Origin of the sequence: Mycobacterium sp., assembly GCF_047975165.1 — a bacterium.
GTDB lineage: Bacteria > Actinomycetota > Actinomycetes > Mycobacteriales > Mycobacteriaceae > Mycobacterium.
The window spans coordinates 30180-44988 of the sequence record NZ_JBKECZ010000047.1 but is presented as its reverse complement, the minus strand read 5'-3'; the positions used below and the strand labels follow the sequence as shown (position 1 = coordinate 44988).

Genomic DNA, 14809 nt, shown 5'->3' with positions numbered 1-14809 from the left:
GTGATCCTGCGCTGGTGGCGCGATCTACTCGCACTTTTGCGCCCTGGGTGCAGAGTCAGCGGAGGTGATTGCGCCACCAGCGCAGAGTCAGCGTCACTGCCCAGCCCTAACCCACCATGAAGTAGCGCAGCCACAGGTAAATCCCGGCCATGACAACCGAAATCACGGTGACGACTATGCCTTTGCGGGTGAACTCCCAGAAGGAGATCGGGCGTCCCGCGCGCTTGGCGATTCCGATGACCACCACGTTGGCGCTGGCGCCGACGGCGGTCAGGTTCCCGCCGAAGTCCGCGCCCAGCGCCAGCGTCCACCACAGCACGTTCGGGTCCACTTGCCCAGGCATGATCGCGACAAGCTCGGAGATGACGGGCGCCATGGTGGCCACATACGGAATGTTGTCGATGATGCCCGACACCGGCGCGGAGATGCCGAGAATCATCAGCACCGTGAGAAATTCGTGGCCGCCGCTGAGTTCGATGGCGCCGCGGGCCAGCTTGTCGATGACGCCGGTCTTCATCAGGGCGCCGACCATGACGAACAGCCCGGCGAAGAACAGCAGGGTGTCCCATTCGACGCTGGACAGGTACTCCGACGGCTTCAACCCCGAGATCAGGATCAGCAGCCCGGCACCCACCAGGGCCGCCAGGGAGGGCTGAATATGCAGGATGGGGTGGGCAATGAACGCGGTGAACACCAGCGTCAGCACCCCGCCACACTTGGTCAGCAGTGCCCGATCCCGAAGCGCCTCGTGCTCGTTGAGCGACATGATGTCGGCGACGCGGTCGCTGTTCACCGTGAAAGCGCCCCGGAACAGCAGCGGTAGCAACGCGACGAACACGACGAGCACGATGATGACGATCGGTGCCATGTGCACCAGGAACTCATCGAAGGACAGGTCGGCGCGACTGGCGATGATGATGTTGGGGGGATCGCCGACGAGGGTGGCGGCGCCGCCGATGTTGGCGGCGAACACCTCGGCCATCAGGAACGGGATCGCGCTGATCGCCAGCCGGTCGCAGACCAGCAGGGTCACCGGGGCGATCAGCAGCACCGTTGTGACGTTGTCCAGCAGGGCCGAACCCACGGCGACCACCAGAACCAGCAGGATCATGATTCGAAACGGCGAGCCGCCGGCGCGCTTGGCCGACCAGATCGCGACGTATTCGAACACGCCGGTCTGGCGCAGCACACCGACGATGATCATCATGCCCAGCAGCAGGAAGATGACGTCCCAGTCGATGCCGGTCTCGTGGGAGTAGAAGGCGTCGTGGGAATTGCTGATCGGCAGGATGACCACGATCGCCGCGCCCGTCAGCGCCGCGACCGTCTTGTGCACCCGGTCGGTGGCAATCAGGATGTAGGCGACGACGAACACCGCAACCGCGACGGCACTCATCGAAGGGACTTCGACTTTCTGCCGCGTCCGGACGTCATCGGTCAGGCCAGCACGAAATAGCGCAGCCACAGATACAGCGCGGCCACGACCAGCGACATCGCCGTCACGATGATGCCCTTGCGGGTGAACTCCCAGAACGAGATGGGATTGTCGGCGCGCTTGGCGATACCGAGGATGACGACGTTGGCACTGGCGCCCACCGCGGTCAGGTTGCCGCCGTAGTCGGTGCCGATCGCCAGCGCCCACCACACCACCTGGGTGCCTCCGTTGCTGACCAACGATGGAATCAGGTCGGCGACGATCGGGGTCATCGTCGCCGCGTACGGCACGTTGTTGACGATACCGCTGACCACCAGCGACGCGGCGAGGATCACCATCGTCGTCAACAGGGGATGGCCGCCGGTCGCGGTGACCGCCAGTTGCGCGAGCTGCGCGACCACACCGGTCTTCACCAGCGCGCCCACCACGATGAACAGCCCGGCGAAGAACAGCAGGGTGTCCCATTCGACACTGGACAGGTACTCCGATGAATCCTGGCGGGAGACCAGGATCAGGATGCCGGCGCCCAGCATCGCCACCAGCGAAGGCTCCAGGTGCACCGCCGAATGGCCGATGAACGCGGTGAATACCGCGGCCAGCACGATCCCGCACCGGATCAGCAGCTTCGGATCGCGGATCGCTTCGCGTTCCTCCAGCGCCATCATGTCGGCCACCCGCGCCTGATCCACGACGAACGCTCCCGGGAACAGGCGCGGCAGCATGGCGATCAGGACGACCATGGTGACCACGACCACCGGCGCCACGTGCACCAGGAAATCGTTGAAGGTCAGCCCGGCCTTGCTGGCGATGATGATGTTGGGCGGGTCGCCGACCAGTGTCGCTGTTCCGCCGATGTTCGACGCGAACGCTTCGGCCATCAGGAACGGGGAGGCGTTGATGGCGAGCCGGTCGCAGACCAGCAGGGTCACCGGGGCGATCAGCAGCACGGTGGTGACGTTGTCCAGCAGCGCCGAGGCGATCGCGGTGACCAGCACCAGCAGGATCATGATGCGCAGCGGCGAGCCGCGGGCGCGTTTGGCCGACCAGATCGCGACGTACTCGAAGATGCCGGTCTGGCGCAGCACGCTGACGATGATCATCATGCCCAGCAGCAGGAAGATGACGTCCCAGTCGATGCCGGTCTCGTGGGAGTAGAAGACGTCGTGGGAGGTGATGATGGGCAGCGCGACCACGATGCCGGCGCCGGCCAGCGCCACCACGGTCTTGTTGACCCGGTCGTTGGTGATCAGGGCGAAGACCATCACGAAGACGACGGCCGCGAGGGCGCTCATCGGCTACTCACCTGCCCGGGGTGTGTATCGTCGCGCGCCGGTGCCGGATACCTGGAGATCAATGCTTCAACGCCGCCGCGAGCAGGCGCGAAGCCGTGATCACTCCGAGGAGTTGTCCGTCTTTGACAACCGCGAGCAACGGGCTGCGCAGCCGCGCCATCATCGCGGCGACCTCGATGATGGTGTCGTCGGCGTGGGCGGCGGGAACGTCGACCAGATGGTCGGGCAGCACATCGCGGACCTTCTTGCCGGCCAGCTTCTCCGCGGCCCGGTCGGCGGTCGATTCGTTGAGCACACCCGCCAGCGAGGGATCATCCTGGACGTAACTGGGCACGATGAAGCGCACCACCTGGGAGGCGGGCAGTACGGCGTAGGCCCGGCCGTGTGTTCCGGTGACCAGCAGTCCGGGCAGCCGGTGTTCGGCGAGCGTGCGTGCGGCGTCCAGTGCGCTCGAATCGATGCTGACGACGGGGAACTCTTCGGCGAACTCTTCGGCGCGCATACTGTGACGATACGTCCGGACCGCGGTCACTGTCCGGCCGGTGTCGAGACGCATGATTTTTTCACTCCGCGGTCAATGGGACGGTCTGAGAACTATCGTGCCGACCAGACTTCCCGGCTCACCGCTGACAGAGGTTACCAAAAGTTGCGCTCCGGGGCGGCTCACCAGGGATCTGCGTAGACTGACCGGATGCTGGAACAGATCCGCGGACCCGCTGATCTGCAGCACCTTTCCCAGCGCCAACTCGGCGACCTGGCCTGCGAAATCCGCGAATTCCTCATTCACAAGGTGGCGGCGACCGGCGGGCACCTCGGCCCAAACCTCGGTGTCGTCGAGCTCACACTGGCGCTGCATCGGGTGTTCGATTCGCCGCACGATCCGATCATCTTCGACACCGGACACCAGGCCTACGTCCACAAGCTGCTGACCGGGCGCGCGCACGACTTCGACGGCCTGCGGAAAAAGGACGGGCTCTCGGGATATCCGTGCCGGGCGGAGAGCGAACACGACTGGGTGGAGTCCAGCCATGCCAGCGCCGCACTGTCCTACGCCGACGGCTTGGCCCAGGCGTTTCGGCTGACCGGGCACCGCAACCGGCACGTGGTGGCCGTCGTTGGCGACGGGGCGCTCACCGGTGGCATGTGCTGGGAGGCGCTGAACAATATCGCCGCCTCGAAACGGCCGGTGATCATCGTGGTCAACGACAACGGGCGCAGCTACGCGCCAACGATTGGAGGAGTCGCCGACCACCTGGCGAAATTGCGGCTGCAGCCCGCCTACGAGCGGTTTCTGGAGCGCAGCAAGGACGCGATGCGGGCGGTGCCGCTGGTGGGCGAGGTCGCCTACAACGTGGTGCACAGCGTCAAGGCGGGTATCAAGGACTCGCTGTCGCCGCAGTTGCTGTTCACCGACCTCGGGCTGAAATACGTCGGCCCCGTCGACGGCCACGACGAGCGTGCCGTGGAAGTCGCGCTGCGCAGCGCCCGCGGCTTCGGCGCCCCGGTGATCGTGCACGTCGTCACCCGCAAGGGGATGGGCTACGGGCCGGCCGAGGCCGACGAGGCCGAGCAGATGCACTCCACGGTTCCCATCGATCCGATCACCGGGATTGCCACCAAGGTGGCCGGTCCGGGCTGGACGGCGACGTTCGCCGATGCGCTGGTCGCCCACGGGCACCACCGCCGCGACATCGTCGCCATCACCGCGGCGATGCCCGGCCCCACCGGGTTGGCCGCGTTCGGGGGAGCGTTCCCGGACAGGTTGTTCGACGTCGGCATCGCCGAGCAGCACGCGATGACCTCGGCGGCCGGCCTGGCGATGGGCGGTCTGCATCCGGTGGTGGCCATCTATTCGACCTTCCTCAACCGGGCCTTCGACCAGATCATGATGGATGTGGCGTTGCACAAGCTGCCCGTCACCATGGTGCTCGACCGGGCCGGGGTCACCGGCAGCGACGGCCCCAGCCACAACGGCATGTGGGACCTGTCGATCCTGGGGATCGTGCCCGGAATCCGGGTGGCCGCACCCCGCGATGGCACCCGGCTGCGCGAGGAACTCGCCGAGGCACTCGACGTCGACGACGGCCCGACGGCGCTACGGTTCCCCAAAGGTGATGTGGGTGAGGATATTCCGGCGCTGGAGCGCCGCAACGGGGTGGATGTGCTGGCGGTGCCGGCGGCCGGGCTGCACACCGATGTGCTGCTGATTGCGGTCGGCGCGTTCGGCTCGATGGCAGTGGCGGTGGCCAAGCGGCTGCACAACCAGGGAATCGGTGTGACGGCGATCGACCCTCGCTGGGTGCTGCCGGTGCCGGAGGCCATTCGCGAGTTGGCGGCGGGGCACAAGCTGGTGGTGACGGTGGAGGACAACGGGGTTGCCGGCGGTGTCGGTTCGGCGGTGTCGGCGGCGTTGCGGGCCGCCGAGGTCGACGTTCCCTGCCGCGACGTCGGGCTGCCGCAGGATTTCATCGCGCAGGCATCGCGGGGCGAGGTGCTGGCCGAACGCGGGCTCACCGATCAGGACATCGCCCGCCAGATCACCGGTTGGGTTGCCGCATTGGCGACGTCGGCCGTGGAACGGGCCGAGGTCCACGAGCGTCTGGACTAGTCGTTCTCGGCTTCCGCCTTGCTCTGCGCCGCGCCCGGTATGGCGGCGGCGAGCAGCGGAACCACGAGTTCGCGCTGCCAGCGCCGGGCCTGCCCGTTGCGCAGGTGTTCGGCGACGACGTGTTCGGGGTCGGCGCCGTCTGCCGCCAGTGCGTCCCAGTCCCAGCACAGCCGCCGTACCAGGTCCGGGGCGACGAGGTTCTCCGCGGGAATCCCGGTGTGCTCGGACAATTCCGCCAGGGCGGCGCGGGCGGCTTCCAGTCGGGCGGCGGCGTCGGGTTTGCGTCTGCCCCAGCGTGACGGCGGCGGTAGGACATTCGAGGGTTCGTTCACCTCGGGCGGGTCCTGGCTGCGCCGCGCGGCTTCCAGTGCGTCCAGCCATGTCGCGGCGCTACGGCGCTGGTTGCGTCCGCCGAATACCGGTAGGGCGGTCAGCTCGTCGACCGATGTGGGGTCGGAGACGGCGGCGTCGATGATGGCGGAATCGGGCAGGACGCGGTGCGGAGCGATGTCCCGGCGTTCGGCGATCCGGTCGCGGGCGGTCCACAGTTCCCGCACAGCGGCCAGTGCACGGCGATCGCGCACCTTGTGGATGCCCGAGGTTCGCCGCCAGCGTTCGCGCCGGATTGCCGGTGGCGCCCTGTCCGCGAACATCCGCACCAATTCGAATTCCTGTGCGGCCCACTCTGTTTTACCCTGCTGCTCCAGGATTTCGGCGATGCCCGCGCGAAGTTCGATGAGCAGCTCCACATCGAGGGCGGCATAGTTGAGCCAGCCGGGTGGCAGCGGGCGCTTGGACCAGTCGGCGGCGCCGTGTCCCTTGGCCAGGCCCCGGCCCAGTAGCCGCTCGACCATGGTGGCCAGGTTGACCCGGTCGAACCCGGCCAGCCGGCCCGCGAGCTCGGTGTCGTAGAGCGCGGGCGGGCGCATTCCGACTTCGGCCAGGCAGGGCAGATCCTGGTCGGCGGCGTGCAGAATCCACTCTTCCTGGTCGAGCACCTCGGCCACCGGCTTCAGCACCCTCAGCGGGTCGCCGCCGTGGCTGACCGGGTCGATCAGCACGGTGCCGGCCCCGGCCCGCCGGATCTGGATCAGATAGGCCCGGTTGGAGTAGCGGAAGCCCGATGCGCGCTCGGCATCTATGGCGAACGAACCGCGGCCGCGATCCAGCAGGGCCGCGGCCGAGGCGATCTGGTCGGCGGTGACGCTGAGCTCGGGCATCCCGTCCGCGGGATGCAGCAGTGGGACTACCTCGGTTTCCGGGCCGTCCGGCGGCTCGCCCTCAGCCGACGGCCGGCTCTCAGTCGGGGACGGCTCGGCCTCCGCCGGAGAGGGCTCGGAACTCATGTCAGGCGCGTGACCGCGAACTCAGATCGGTGATACCCGCCGGCGGGAGGCCCGCGGCGTGTTCGAGGACGGCGCAGAACGCCTCGACGTGGCTGCCCACATTCGGGGTGGTCGCCGTCCAGGACGCACGCATTTCCAGTTGGTGCGCCCGCGGCGGTCCGGAGATGTCGCCGTAGCGCACCGAGGTGGTCGCGGTGACCGTCCCGCCCAGGGCGGTCATGTGCTCGGTTCGCGAATCCAGCGCCTCGGCCAGCCAGCTCCAGGCGACTTCCGGCAGCAGAGGGTCGATGGCCTCGTGCGGGTCGAGGTCGGCCTGGATGTAGGCGACCAGGCGGATGTGACCGTCCCAGGCATCCGAGCCCTCCGGGTCATAGAGCAGGATGAGCCGGCCGAACGCGTCGCCTTCCGACCGCTCGGGCACGATTTCGAGGTCGGGATGCTTGACCTCGGCGCCCAGCGCGTAGCTGTAGGGCGCCAACCGCTGGGGCGGGCGGATCGGGCCTAGTTCGATCTCCGGGCGTACGGTGACCGCATTCATCGCCGCGACCGCCTCGCGGAACGGCACCGGCTCAGTGGACGTCACAGATTTCGACGGTAGACCCATCGGTCGACCAGCGGGAACAGGCGCGCCGAGTGGCGCTCAGCTCGGCGAACCGGTGTCGAAGCGGGCCGGGCGCTTCTCCCGGTGCGCGGCGAGCCCTTCGCGCACATCGGGACCACCGAACCCGATGAATTCCAGGCCGAGCGAGCTTTCGAAGGCCGGTGCGAACATCCGGTACCAGTGGTTGAGGCTGTGCTTGGTCCAGCGGATGGCGTCCTGGGCGCCGACGGCCAGGTTCTCGGCCAGTCGCGTCGCGGTAGACAGCACGTCGTCGTCGTCGACGCAGGTCGAGACCAGACCGATGCGTTCGGCTTCCTGCCCGGACAGCGTTTCGCAGGTGAGCAGGTAATACTTGGCCTTGGCCATCCCGGCCAGCAGCGGCCAGCAGATGGCGGCGTGGTCGCCGGCGGCCACCCCCAGCTTGGTGTGGCCGTCGATGATCTTTGCCGAGCGGCCCGCCACCGAGATGTCGGCGAGCAGAGCGACAACCAGTCCGGCGCCGACGGCCGGGCCGGTGATCGCCGACACCACCGGTTTGTCGAAGTTGACCAGGTTGAGCACCAGGTCGCGGGCCTCCCGCATGATCCGCAGCCGGCCCTGGTAGTCGTCGATGGTCTCGTCGATCAGCTCGAAGCTGCCGCCCGCGGAGAACGCTTTGCCTTCGCCGCGGACCAGTACCACGCGCACGTCGGGGTCGCGATCGATCACCGGCCAGATGTCGGCGAGGTCGCGGTGCATGCGCGGGCCGACCGCGTTGAGGCCCGGGGCGTCCAGGACCAGCGTCAGCACGCCGTGGGAATCGGGTTTGCCGTCCGGGTCCAGGCGCAGGCTCGGGAAGTCGTCGTAGGTGGCGGGCATTGGCGTGATGGTACGCCGACCGGCCCCGGGAGTTGGCGTGGCAGCATTGAGCCCGATGAGTGCTCGTCGTGACCTGCCAAAGTCGCCCTACCTGGCCGCCGTCGCCGGCCGCGCACCCAGCCGCATCCCGGTGTGGTTCATGCGGCAGGCCGGCCGTTCGCTGCCGGAATACCGGGCGTTGCGCGAACACCACAGCATGCTGGCGGCCTGCTTCGAGCCGGATGTGGCTTGTGAGATCACGCTGCAGCCGATCCGCCGGTACGGCACCGATGCGGCGATCCTGTTCTCCGACATCGTGGTACCGCTGCGGGCCGCGGGGGTCGACCTGGACATCGTGGCCGACGTCGGGCCGGTGATCGCCAACCCGATCCGGATGGCCTCGGACATCGCTGCCATGAAACCACTTGACCCGCAATCGATTCAGCCGGTGTTCGACACGGTATCGTTGTTGGTGGCCGCGTTGGGTGAGGTGCCGTTGATCGGGTTCGCCGGGGCGCCGTTCACGTTGGCGTCCTATCTGGTCGAGGGCGGTCCGAGCCGCCACCATTGGCGCACCAAGGCCATGATGGCCGCCGAACCGGCGAACTGGCACGCGCTGATGACCGCGCTGACCGACCTCACCATCGAATTTCTGCGCGGGCAGGTCGCGGCCGGCGTGGACGCGATCCAAGTCTTCGATTCCTGGGCGGGTGCGCTGTCGCTGGCCGACTACCGCCGGCACGTGCTGCCGCACAGCTCCCGGGTGTTCGCCGCTCTCGCCGAGCACGACCTGCCGATGACGCACTTCGGGGTCGGGACCGCCGAATTGCTGGGTGCGATGTCGCAGGCGGTGCACCCGGGAAGGGCGCGCGCTGTCGGGGTGGACTGGCGCACCTCGCTGTCCGACGCCGCCGCCAGGGTGGTGCCGGGCACCGCGTTGCAGGGAAATCTCGACCCGGTGATGGTGCTGGCGGGCTGGCAGGTGGCCGAGCGTGCCGCGCGGGAGGTTGTCGCCGACGGTCGTCGTGCCGTGGCGGCCGGTGCGGCGGGGCACGTGTTCAACCTGGGGCACGGGGTGCTGCCGCAAACCGACCCGGGCGTGCTGGCCGAGCTGGTATCACTGGTTCACTCCCTATGACCGCGCAGTCGTATTGCATTGTCGGCGGCGGTATTTCAGGACTAGTCGCCGCCTATCGGCTCCGGGTCGCAGTTGGCGACGATGCGGCGATCACGGTGTTCGACCCGGCGGACCGACTCGGCGGCATCCTGCGTACCGAGCTGGTGGGCGGGGTGCCCATGGATGTCGGCGCCGAGGCGTATGTGCTGCGCCGACCCGAGGTGCCGGCGCTGCTGGCCGAACTGGGTCTGTCGGATCGCCAGCGCGTCCCCACCGGTGTGCGGCCGCTGATCCACTCCGGCGGCCGGCTGCACCCCCTGCCCCCGGACACCGTCGCCGGGATTCCGTCGTCGGCGGCGTCGGTGGCGGGCTTGGTGGACGAGGACACGGTCGCACGCATCGAGGCCGAACCCGGCCGGAAACTGGACTGGATTCGCGGGAGCGACCCCGTGGTGGCCGCGCTGGTGGCCGGGCGGTTCGGCGAGCAGGTGGTGGCCCGTTCGGTGGATCCGCTGCTGGGCGGGGTGTATGCGGGATCGGCGGCGACTATCGGGTTACGTGCCGCGGTTCCCGCGGTGGCGGCGGCACTGGACGGCGGGGCCGCCGGCCTGACCGACGCGATTCGCGCCGTACTGCCGCCGGCCGGCGGCGGACCGGTGTTCGGCTCGCTGCGCGGCGGCTACCAGGCGCTGCTGGACGCACTGGTGCAGCGCAGCCGGATCCGGTGGGTGCGGGCCGGGGTCAGCGCGCTGGAGCCCGGCTGGACGGTGCGCGACGACACCGGTGCGCACTGGCACGCCGACGCGGTGATCCTGGCGGTTCCGGCGGCGGTGACCGCCACCTTGGCCGCGGATGTGGCGCCGGTGGCGGCTGCCGTGGCGGGGCGGATCGTCACCGCGTCGCCGGTGGTGGTGGCCCTGGCGGTGCCGGCCGACACCCCGTTTCCCCAGGCCTCGGGTGTGCTGGTTGCCAGCGGGGAACCGTTGCACGCCAAGGCGATTACGCTGTCGTCCCGCAAGTGGGGGCGGTTCGGTCAACCGGTTGCGGCCGGCGGCGTGGCGCAGGTGCGGTTGTCGATGGGCCGCTTCGGTGACGACGCGGCGATGCGGGCCTGCGATGACACCCTGCTGGCCTGGGCGCGCAGCGATCTGGCCGAGGTGTTCGGGATCGCCGTCGACCCGGTGGACGTGCGGGTGCAACGCTGGGTCGACGCCATGCCGCAGTACGGTCCCGGCCATGCGGACCTGGTCGCGCGGTTGCGCTCCGGGCTGCCGCCGACACTGGGGGTGGCGGGCAACTACCTCGACGGCATCGGGGTGCCGGCCTGCGTGGGCGCCGCCGGTAGGGCGGTCGCCGACGTCGTCTCGGCCCTGGGAGGCCAGGTGGCACGATAGGGGCCATGACACGCCTGGACTTCGACGCCCTCAACGCGACGATTCGCTACCTGATGTTCTCGGTGTTCTCCGTGCGCGCCGGTGAACTCGACAGGGGAGGCCCGGGCGCCCGCAAGGAGGTCGTCGGCGAGACCGTCGCCTTCATGGAGCGGCAGGAAGAACGCGACGTCGTGGTGCGCGGCATCTACGACGTGGCCGGCATGCGCGCAGACGCGGACTTCATGATCTGGACCCACGCCGAACGCGTCGAGGCGCTGCAGGCCACCTACGCCGACTTCCGGCGCACCACCGCGTTGGGCCGGGCGTGCACCCCGGTGTGGAGCAGCGTGGCGCTGCACCGCCCGGCCGAGTTCAACAAGAGCCACATCCCGGCGTTCCTGGCCGGGGAGGACCCCGGCAACTACGTGTGCGTGTATCCGTTCGTGCGGTCCTACGAGTGGTACCTGCTGGCCGACGAGGAGCGCCGACGCATGCTCTCCGAGCACGGCATGGCCGCCCGCGGCTACAAGGACGTGCGCGCCAACACGGTGCCGGCGTTCGCGCTCGGCGACTACGAATGGCTGCTCGCCTTCGAGGCGCCCGAGCTGTATCGCATCGTCGACCTGATGCGTGACCTGCGCGCCACCGATGCCCGCCGGCACACCCGCGAAGAGACGCCGTTCTTCACCGGGCCCCGGGTGGATGTCGCCCAGCTGGTCAACTCGCTGCCCTGAGACGCCCCGCCGCCGCCGACCGTGAATCTGACGACGCGACACGCCGTGGGGCCGTCGTCAGATTCACACTCGCGGGCTATGCGCTCTCCGGCACCAGCCGCAGCGAGATCGAATTGATGCAGTAGCGCTGGTCGGTGGGGGTGGGGTAGCCCTCGCCGGTGAACACGTGGCCCAGGTGGCTGTGGCAGTTCGCGCAGATCACCTCGGTGCGGCGCATGCCCAGCGAGTCGTCGTCGCGCAGGATCACCGCATCGGAGTTCGACGGGTCGTAGAACGACGGCCAGCCGCAGTGCGATGCGAATTTCTCGGTGCTGCGAAACAATTCGGCTCCACACGCCCGGCACCGATAGACACCGGGGGTGGTGGAGTCGGTGTATTCGCCGGTGAAGGGACGCTCCGTTCCGGCGCGGCGCAGCACCTCGAACTCCTGCGGGTTGAGCCGTTGGTGCCACTGGTCGTCGGAAAGCTCCAGCTTCGGGCGCGACATGTCGCCAGTGTGGGTCATGCCTCCACGGTAGTGCCGGACCTGCCCCGCCGGCACCAGGCCGGGTCGATGCCATCGGCCAGGCGGTTCTCCGCCTTGGCGTCGAGGTAGCGGAAGTAGAGCACGGTGAAGATCACGACCAGCAGCAGCGACCAGCCGTAGGTGATCTTGAGGTATTCCAGGGCGCGGCCCCAGCGCATCCAGTTGAACAGCAGCCAGCGGTCCAGCGTCATGAACCCATAGATCGCCAGCCAGGCGGGCCAGTTGCGGATCACCGAATTGGGCAGCACCACCGTCATCAGCAGCGGGAACAGCATCATCGAGTAGTAGCCCTGGGCCAGCGACATCGCCAGCCAGGACCACAGCAGCAGCACACCGGAGGACGTGGTGAACCACAGCAGCGGGTCGCGGGTGCGGTAGTAGCGGTACAGCAGCCACAGCGCGCCGCCGGCGAGCCCGGTGAACAGCACGCGCATCCCGATGATCAGCCAGGCCGGCAGCCCGAAGTACACGCCGTTGCCCAGGATCGAGCTGTTGAAGTAGTCACGGGTGCCCATGATGTAGGGCAGCGTCCGGGTGAAGAAGCTCATCGGGTCGGCCACCAGCGGAATCGCGGCCAGGTTGACCGCGACCGGAACCGACACGGCGGGAACCAGCGCCCGCCACTGGCGGTTGAGCAGCGGCAGCAGCAGCAACGGGCCGAGCAGCGGTTTGAGCACCAGTGTCAGCCCGATCGCCAGCCCGGCCCACCACTGGCGGCTGGTCCGCCCATCCAGCAGCCAGCGCAGGAACAACACCTCCAGCAGCAGGATGACGCCGTTGATATTGGTGAACACCAGGGTGTTGGTCACCGTCTCGGTGCAGAACATGGCCAGGATCAGCGCGGGGGCGGCCACCGAGGACAGCGTGAAGTCGAACATCCGCAGCAGCAGGTAGGCGGCGAGCAGGATGGCCGCGGTGTTGATCGAGATGAACACATACCGCGACGGCGCGAACGGCAGGTAGCCGAACGGGGCCATCAGCAGGGTGCCGCCCGGCGGGTACAGGTAGTGCGGGTCGACGTAGTCGAAGTGCTCGTTGTAGATGTCCCAGCCCCGACGGAAGTTCAGCACCGCGCGATAGACCGGCTTGAAGTCGTCGGTGATGTTGCCGTTGGTGGTGAGCACGATGCTGCGGTGCAGCACCGACAGGATTGCCGCCGGCCACAGCACCGACCGCAGGATCGACGCGGTGCTCTTCGGGCCGGGACGGAATGCCGACAGCACGGCCGAACGCAAGACCGCGGTTGCCGAAGTGCCTGCCGTCACCAGCGCACCGTACACCGCGGGCACCGCCGGGCGACGATGTGGCCGTCCCCGCCGCGATCAGGCCGGACAGTAGGTGTCGGTGCCCGGGAGCTGGCCGCCGTCGAGGTAGGCGATCAGCGGCGGGACCGCGCACGGGGAGTAGATGCTGGCTCCGTGGCCGATGCCCTGCCACATCACCCGCTTGCCGGCGGCGGTGGCGTTGATGACGGTGGCCGCCGTCGCGGCGACACCCTCGTTGCCGACGATCGGGTCGTTCTGCACGCCCAGCAGCAGCACGTCGACGGTGAGTTTCTTGGGCTGTGTCGGGTCCGGGCCGGTGGGCCAGTGCACGCATTCGACAAGATCGAGTGCGGCCACGGCGCCGAATTCGGGGTAGAGCTTGGCCCAGGCGACCACCAGCTCGCGGACCCGGTCCGGGGTGGGCCGGGTCACCGCGTCGCTGCACGAGCCGACGAACTGGCCGTCGCTGTCGCGGATGGCCTGGGCGTGGTCGATCAGGGTGTTCAGCGGCTTCATATCGCCGGAGCGGGCAGCCGCCACGGCATCGGCCAGCTCCGTGGTGTTCCTCACCCGGTCGCCGCCGGGATAGCCCAGCTGGGTGGTGATCGCGTTGGTGATCGACGCCACCGATACCCCGCCGAGGCCGCGGCTGCCGCGTGCCGAGGCCAGCAGCTCGCTGACGGCGGCCTTGGGGTCGGGACCCAACGCGCAATTCACCGCGACACATTGTGCGGCGAAGGCGTCCAGCGCCGCCTGTTGGCCTTTGACGCGTTGTTCGGCGGCGGTTTCGGCGCTGGCTCCCAGCGCCGCGGGCGAGTCGAGGATCAGCCTGGCCACCTTGTCCGGGCGCGACCCGGCATAGGTCAACGCGACCTGGGCGCCGTTGCCGATGCCGATCAGGGCGACGGCCGGCACATCCCACAGGTTGCGCAGCCGCTCGATGTCGGAGGCGGCGTGGGTGTTGTCGTAGGCGGAGGCGCCCGGTGCGATGGTGTCGGTGCAGTCGGTGGTGGCGGTGTTGGACACCGCCGACAGGTTGGCCACCGGATCGTCGCCGACTTCGAACTGGGTCTGATCGCGCATTTCATCGCGGTCCAGGCGGTCGCGGCAGTCGATGGGGCTGGACATGCCCATGCCGCGGCGGTCGATCGCCACGATCGGGTGACTTTTCAGCACGTCGGCCCCGGCGCGGGACAGCCAGACCGGCAGCTGGGCCGAGGACGCGATATCCGAGCCGGTGGTGAAGACAAGCGGGCCGGCGTCGTCGGGGGTCTGATCCGAGCGGGCGCGCACCGCGCCGATGATCAACGGTCGTGATCCGCCGTTGAGTGCGTCGAGGTCGGAGTCGAAGGTCGCGCAGTCCAGCGTGACCCCGGGCATCGCCTCGACGCCCGCGCCGGCGTTGACCGTTGTCGTGCAGTCGTGCCAGGACAGGTCGTTCTTGGGTGCCGCGATCGGCGCCGGGCCGCCGGGCGGAGTCGTCTTCGGGGCCGCCCCCTGCGGCCGGGCCCCGGAATTGGTGGCGAAGCGCGGGTCGGCGCCGAAGAGCGGGGCGCAGGCGGTCGACATCGTGGCCGCCACGAGCAGGATCGCGGGAAGCGTGATGCGCCGACTCATGCCGACCACAGTAGCCCGCCGGTCGGTGGGGCCCGGCTCCTCAGCCCGGCGTTCGAAA

Annotated in this window: 13 protein-coding genes; 4 read left to right on the top strand and 9 right to left on the bottom strand. The window is 68.8% G+C overall.

Features of this window, described 5'->3' with window-relative positions; genetic code table 11:
* Positions 1-106 precede the first annotated feature (106 nt).
* Genes ACK5M9_RS05030 through ACK5M9_RS05020 form a run of 3 tightly spaced genes read right to left on the bottom strand, consistent with a single transcriptional unit; the run spans position 107 to position 3229 of the window.
* Positions 107-1396 (bottom strand): ArsB/NhaD family transporter, encoded by a 1290-nt coding sequence (locus tag ACK5M9_RS05030; protein ID WP_416892083.1) that lies wholly within the window; start codon positions 1394-1396, stop codon positions 107-109.
* 41 nt (positions 1397-1437) lie between these two features.
* Positions 1438-2727 carry an SLC13 family permease gene (locus ACK5M9_RS05025; RefSeq protein ID WP_416892082.1) on the bottom strand — a complete coding sequence of 430 codons (1290 nt, stop codon included), beginning with the start codon at positions 2725-2727 and terminating at the stop codon, positions 1438-1440.
* 58 nt (positions 2728-2785) lie between these two features.
* On the bottom strand, positions 2786-3229 hold the full coding sequence (locus tag ACK5M9_RS05020; RefSeq protein ID WP_416892081.1) for a CBS domain-containing protein: 444 nt from the start codon (positions 3227-3229) through the stop codon (positions 2786-2788).
* Positions 3230-3418: 189 nt separating this feature from the next.
* Here ACK5M9_RS05020 and dxs point away from each other — a divergent pair, with 189 nt between their 5' ends.
* Complete coding sequence (gene dxs / locus ACK5M9_RS05015) at positions 3419-5335, top strand: 1-deoxy-D-xylulose-5-phosphate synthase (RefSeq protein WP_416892080.1); 1917 nt, start codon at positions 3419-3421, stop codon at positions 5333-5335.
* Here the strand turns inward: dxs and ACK5M9_RS05010 are convergent.
* The 3 genes from ACK5M9_RS05010 to ACK5M9_RS05000 are packed head-to-tail and all read right to left on the bottom strand — an operon-like array spanning position 5332 to position 8140.
* Positions 5332-6681: an HRDC domain-containing protein gene (locus ACK5M9_RS05010; RefSeq protein WP_416892079.1), complete on the bottom strand. Its 1350-nt coding sequence runs from the start codon at positions 6679-6681 to the stop codon at positions 5332-5334. The genes dxs and ACK5M9_RS05010 overlap by 4 nt on opposite strands.
* A gap of 1 nt (position 6682) precedes the next feature.
* Entirely contained in the window at positions 6683-7285 is a 603-nt protein-coding gene (locus ACK5M9_RS05005) for a DUF3000 domain-containing protein (RefSeq protein ID WP_416892078.1), read from the bottom strand.
* 36 nt (positions 7286-7321) lie between these two features.
* Complete coding sequence (locus ACK5M9_RS05000; RefSeq protein WP_416892077.1) at positions 7322-8140, bottom strand: enoyl-CoA hydratase/isomerase family protein; 819 nt, start codon at positions 8138-8140, stop codon at positions 7322-7324.
* Between the two features lie 55 nt (positions 8141-8195).
* Here ACK5M9_RS05000 and hemE point away from each other — a divergent pair, with 55 nt between their 5' ends.
* The 3 genes from hemE to hemQ are packed head-to-tail and all read left to right on the top strand — an operon-like array spanning position 8196 to position 11343.
* A complete protein-coding gene (hemE, locus tag ACK5M9_RS04995; protein ID WP_416892076.1) occupies positions 8196-9257 on the top strand; it encodes a uroporphyrinogen decarboxylase in 1062 nt (353 codons plus the stop codon).
* Positions 9254-10630 (top strand): protoporphyrinogen oxidase, encoded by a 1377-nt coding sequence (locus tag ACK5M9_RS04990; RefSeq protein ID WP_416892075.1) that lies wholly within the window; start codon positions 9254-9256, stop codon positions 10628-10630. The genes hemE and ACK5M9_RS04990 overlap by 4 nt, the downstream gene beginning before the upstream one ends.
* A gap of 5 nt (positions 10631-10635) precedes the next feature.
* Complete coding sequence (hemQ, locus tag ACK5M9_RS04985; protein WP_416892074.1) at positions 10636-11343, top strand: hydrogen peroxide-dependent heme synthase; 708 nt, start codon at positions 10636-10638, stop codon at positions 11341-11343.
* 76 nt (positions 11344-11419) lie between these two features.
* Here the strand turns inward: hemQ and msrB are convergent, their stop codons facing one another.
* From msrB to ACK5M9_RS04970, 3 genes are read right to left on the bottom strand one after another with little or no spacing between them, the layout of a single operon-like run.
* Positions 11420-11830, bottom strand: coding sequence for a peptide-methionine (R)-S-oxide reductase MsrB (gene msrB / locus ACK5M9_RS04980; RefSeq protein WP_416892140.1), 411 nt, complete (start codon positions 11828-11830; stop codon positions 11420-11422).
* A 14-nt stretch (positions 11831-11844) separates the two neighbouring features.
* Positions 11845-13149, bottom strand: a complete 1305-nt coding sequence (gene aftC / locus ACK5M9_RS04975) for an arabinofuranan 3-O-arabinosyltransferase (RefSeq protein ID WP_416892139.1) — start codon at positions 13147-13149, stop codon at positions 11845-11847.
* 42 nt (positions 13150-13191) lie between these two features.
* Complete coding sequence (locus ACK5M9_RS04970) at positions 13192-14751, bottom strand: alpha/beta hydrolase (RefSeq protein ID WP_416892073.1); 1560 nt, start codon at positions 14749-14751, stop codon at positions 13192-13194.
* Positions 14752-14809: the final 58 nt, after the last annotated feature.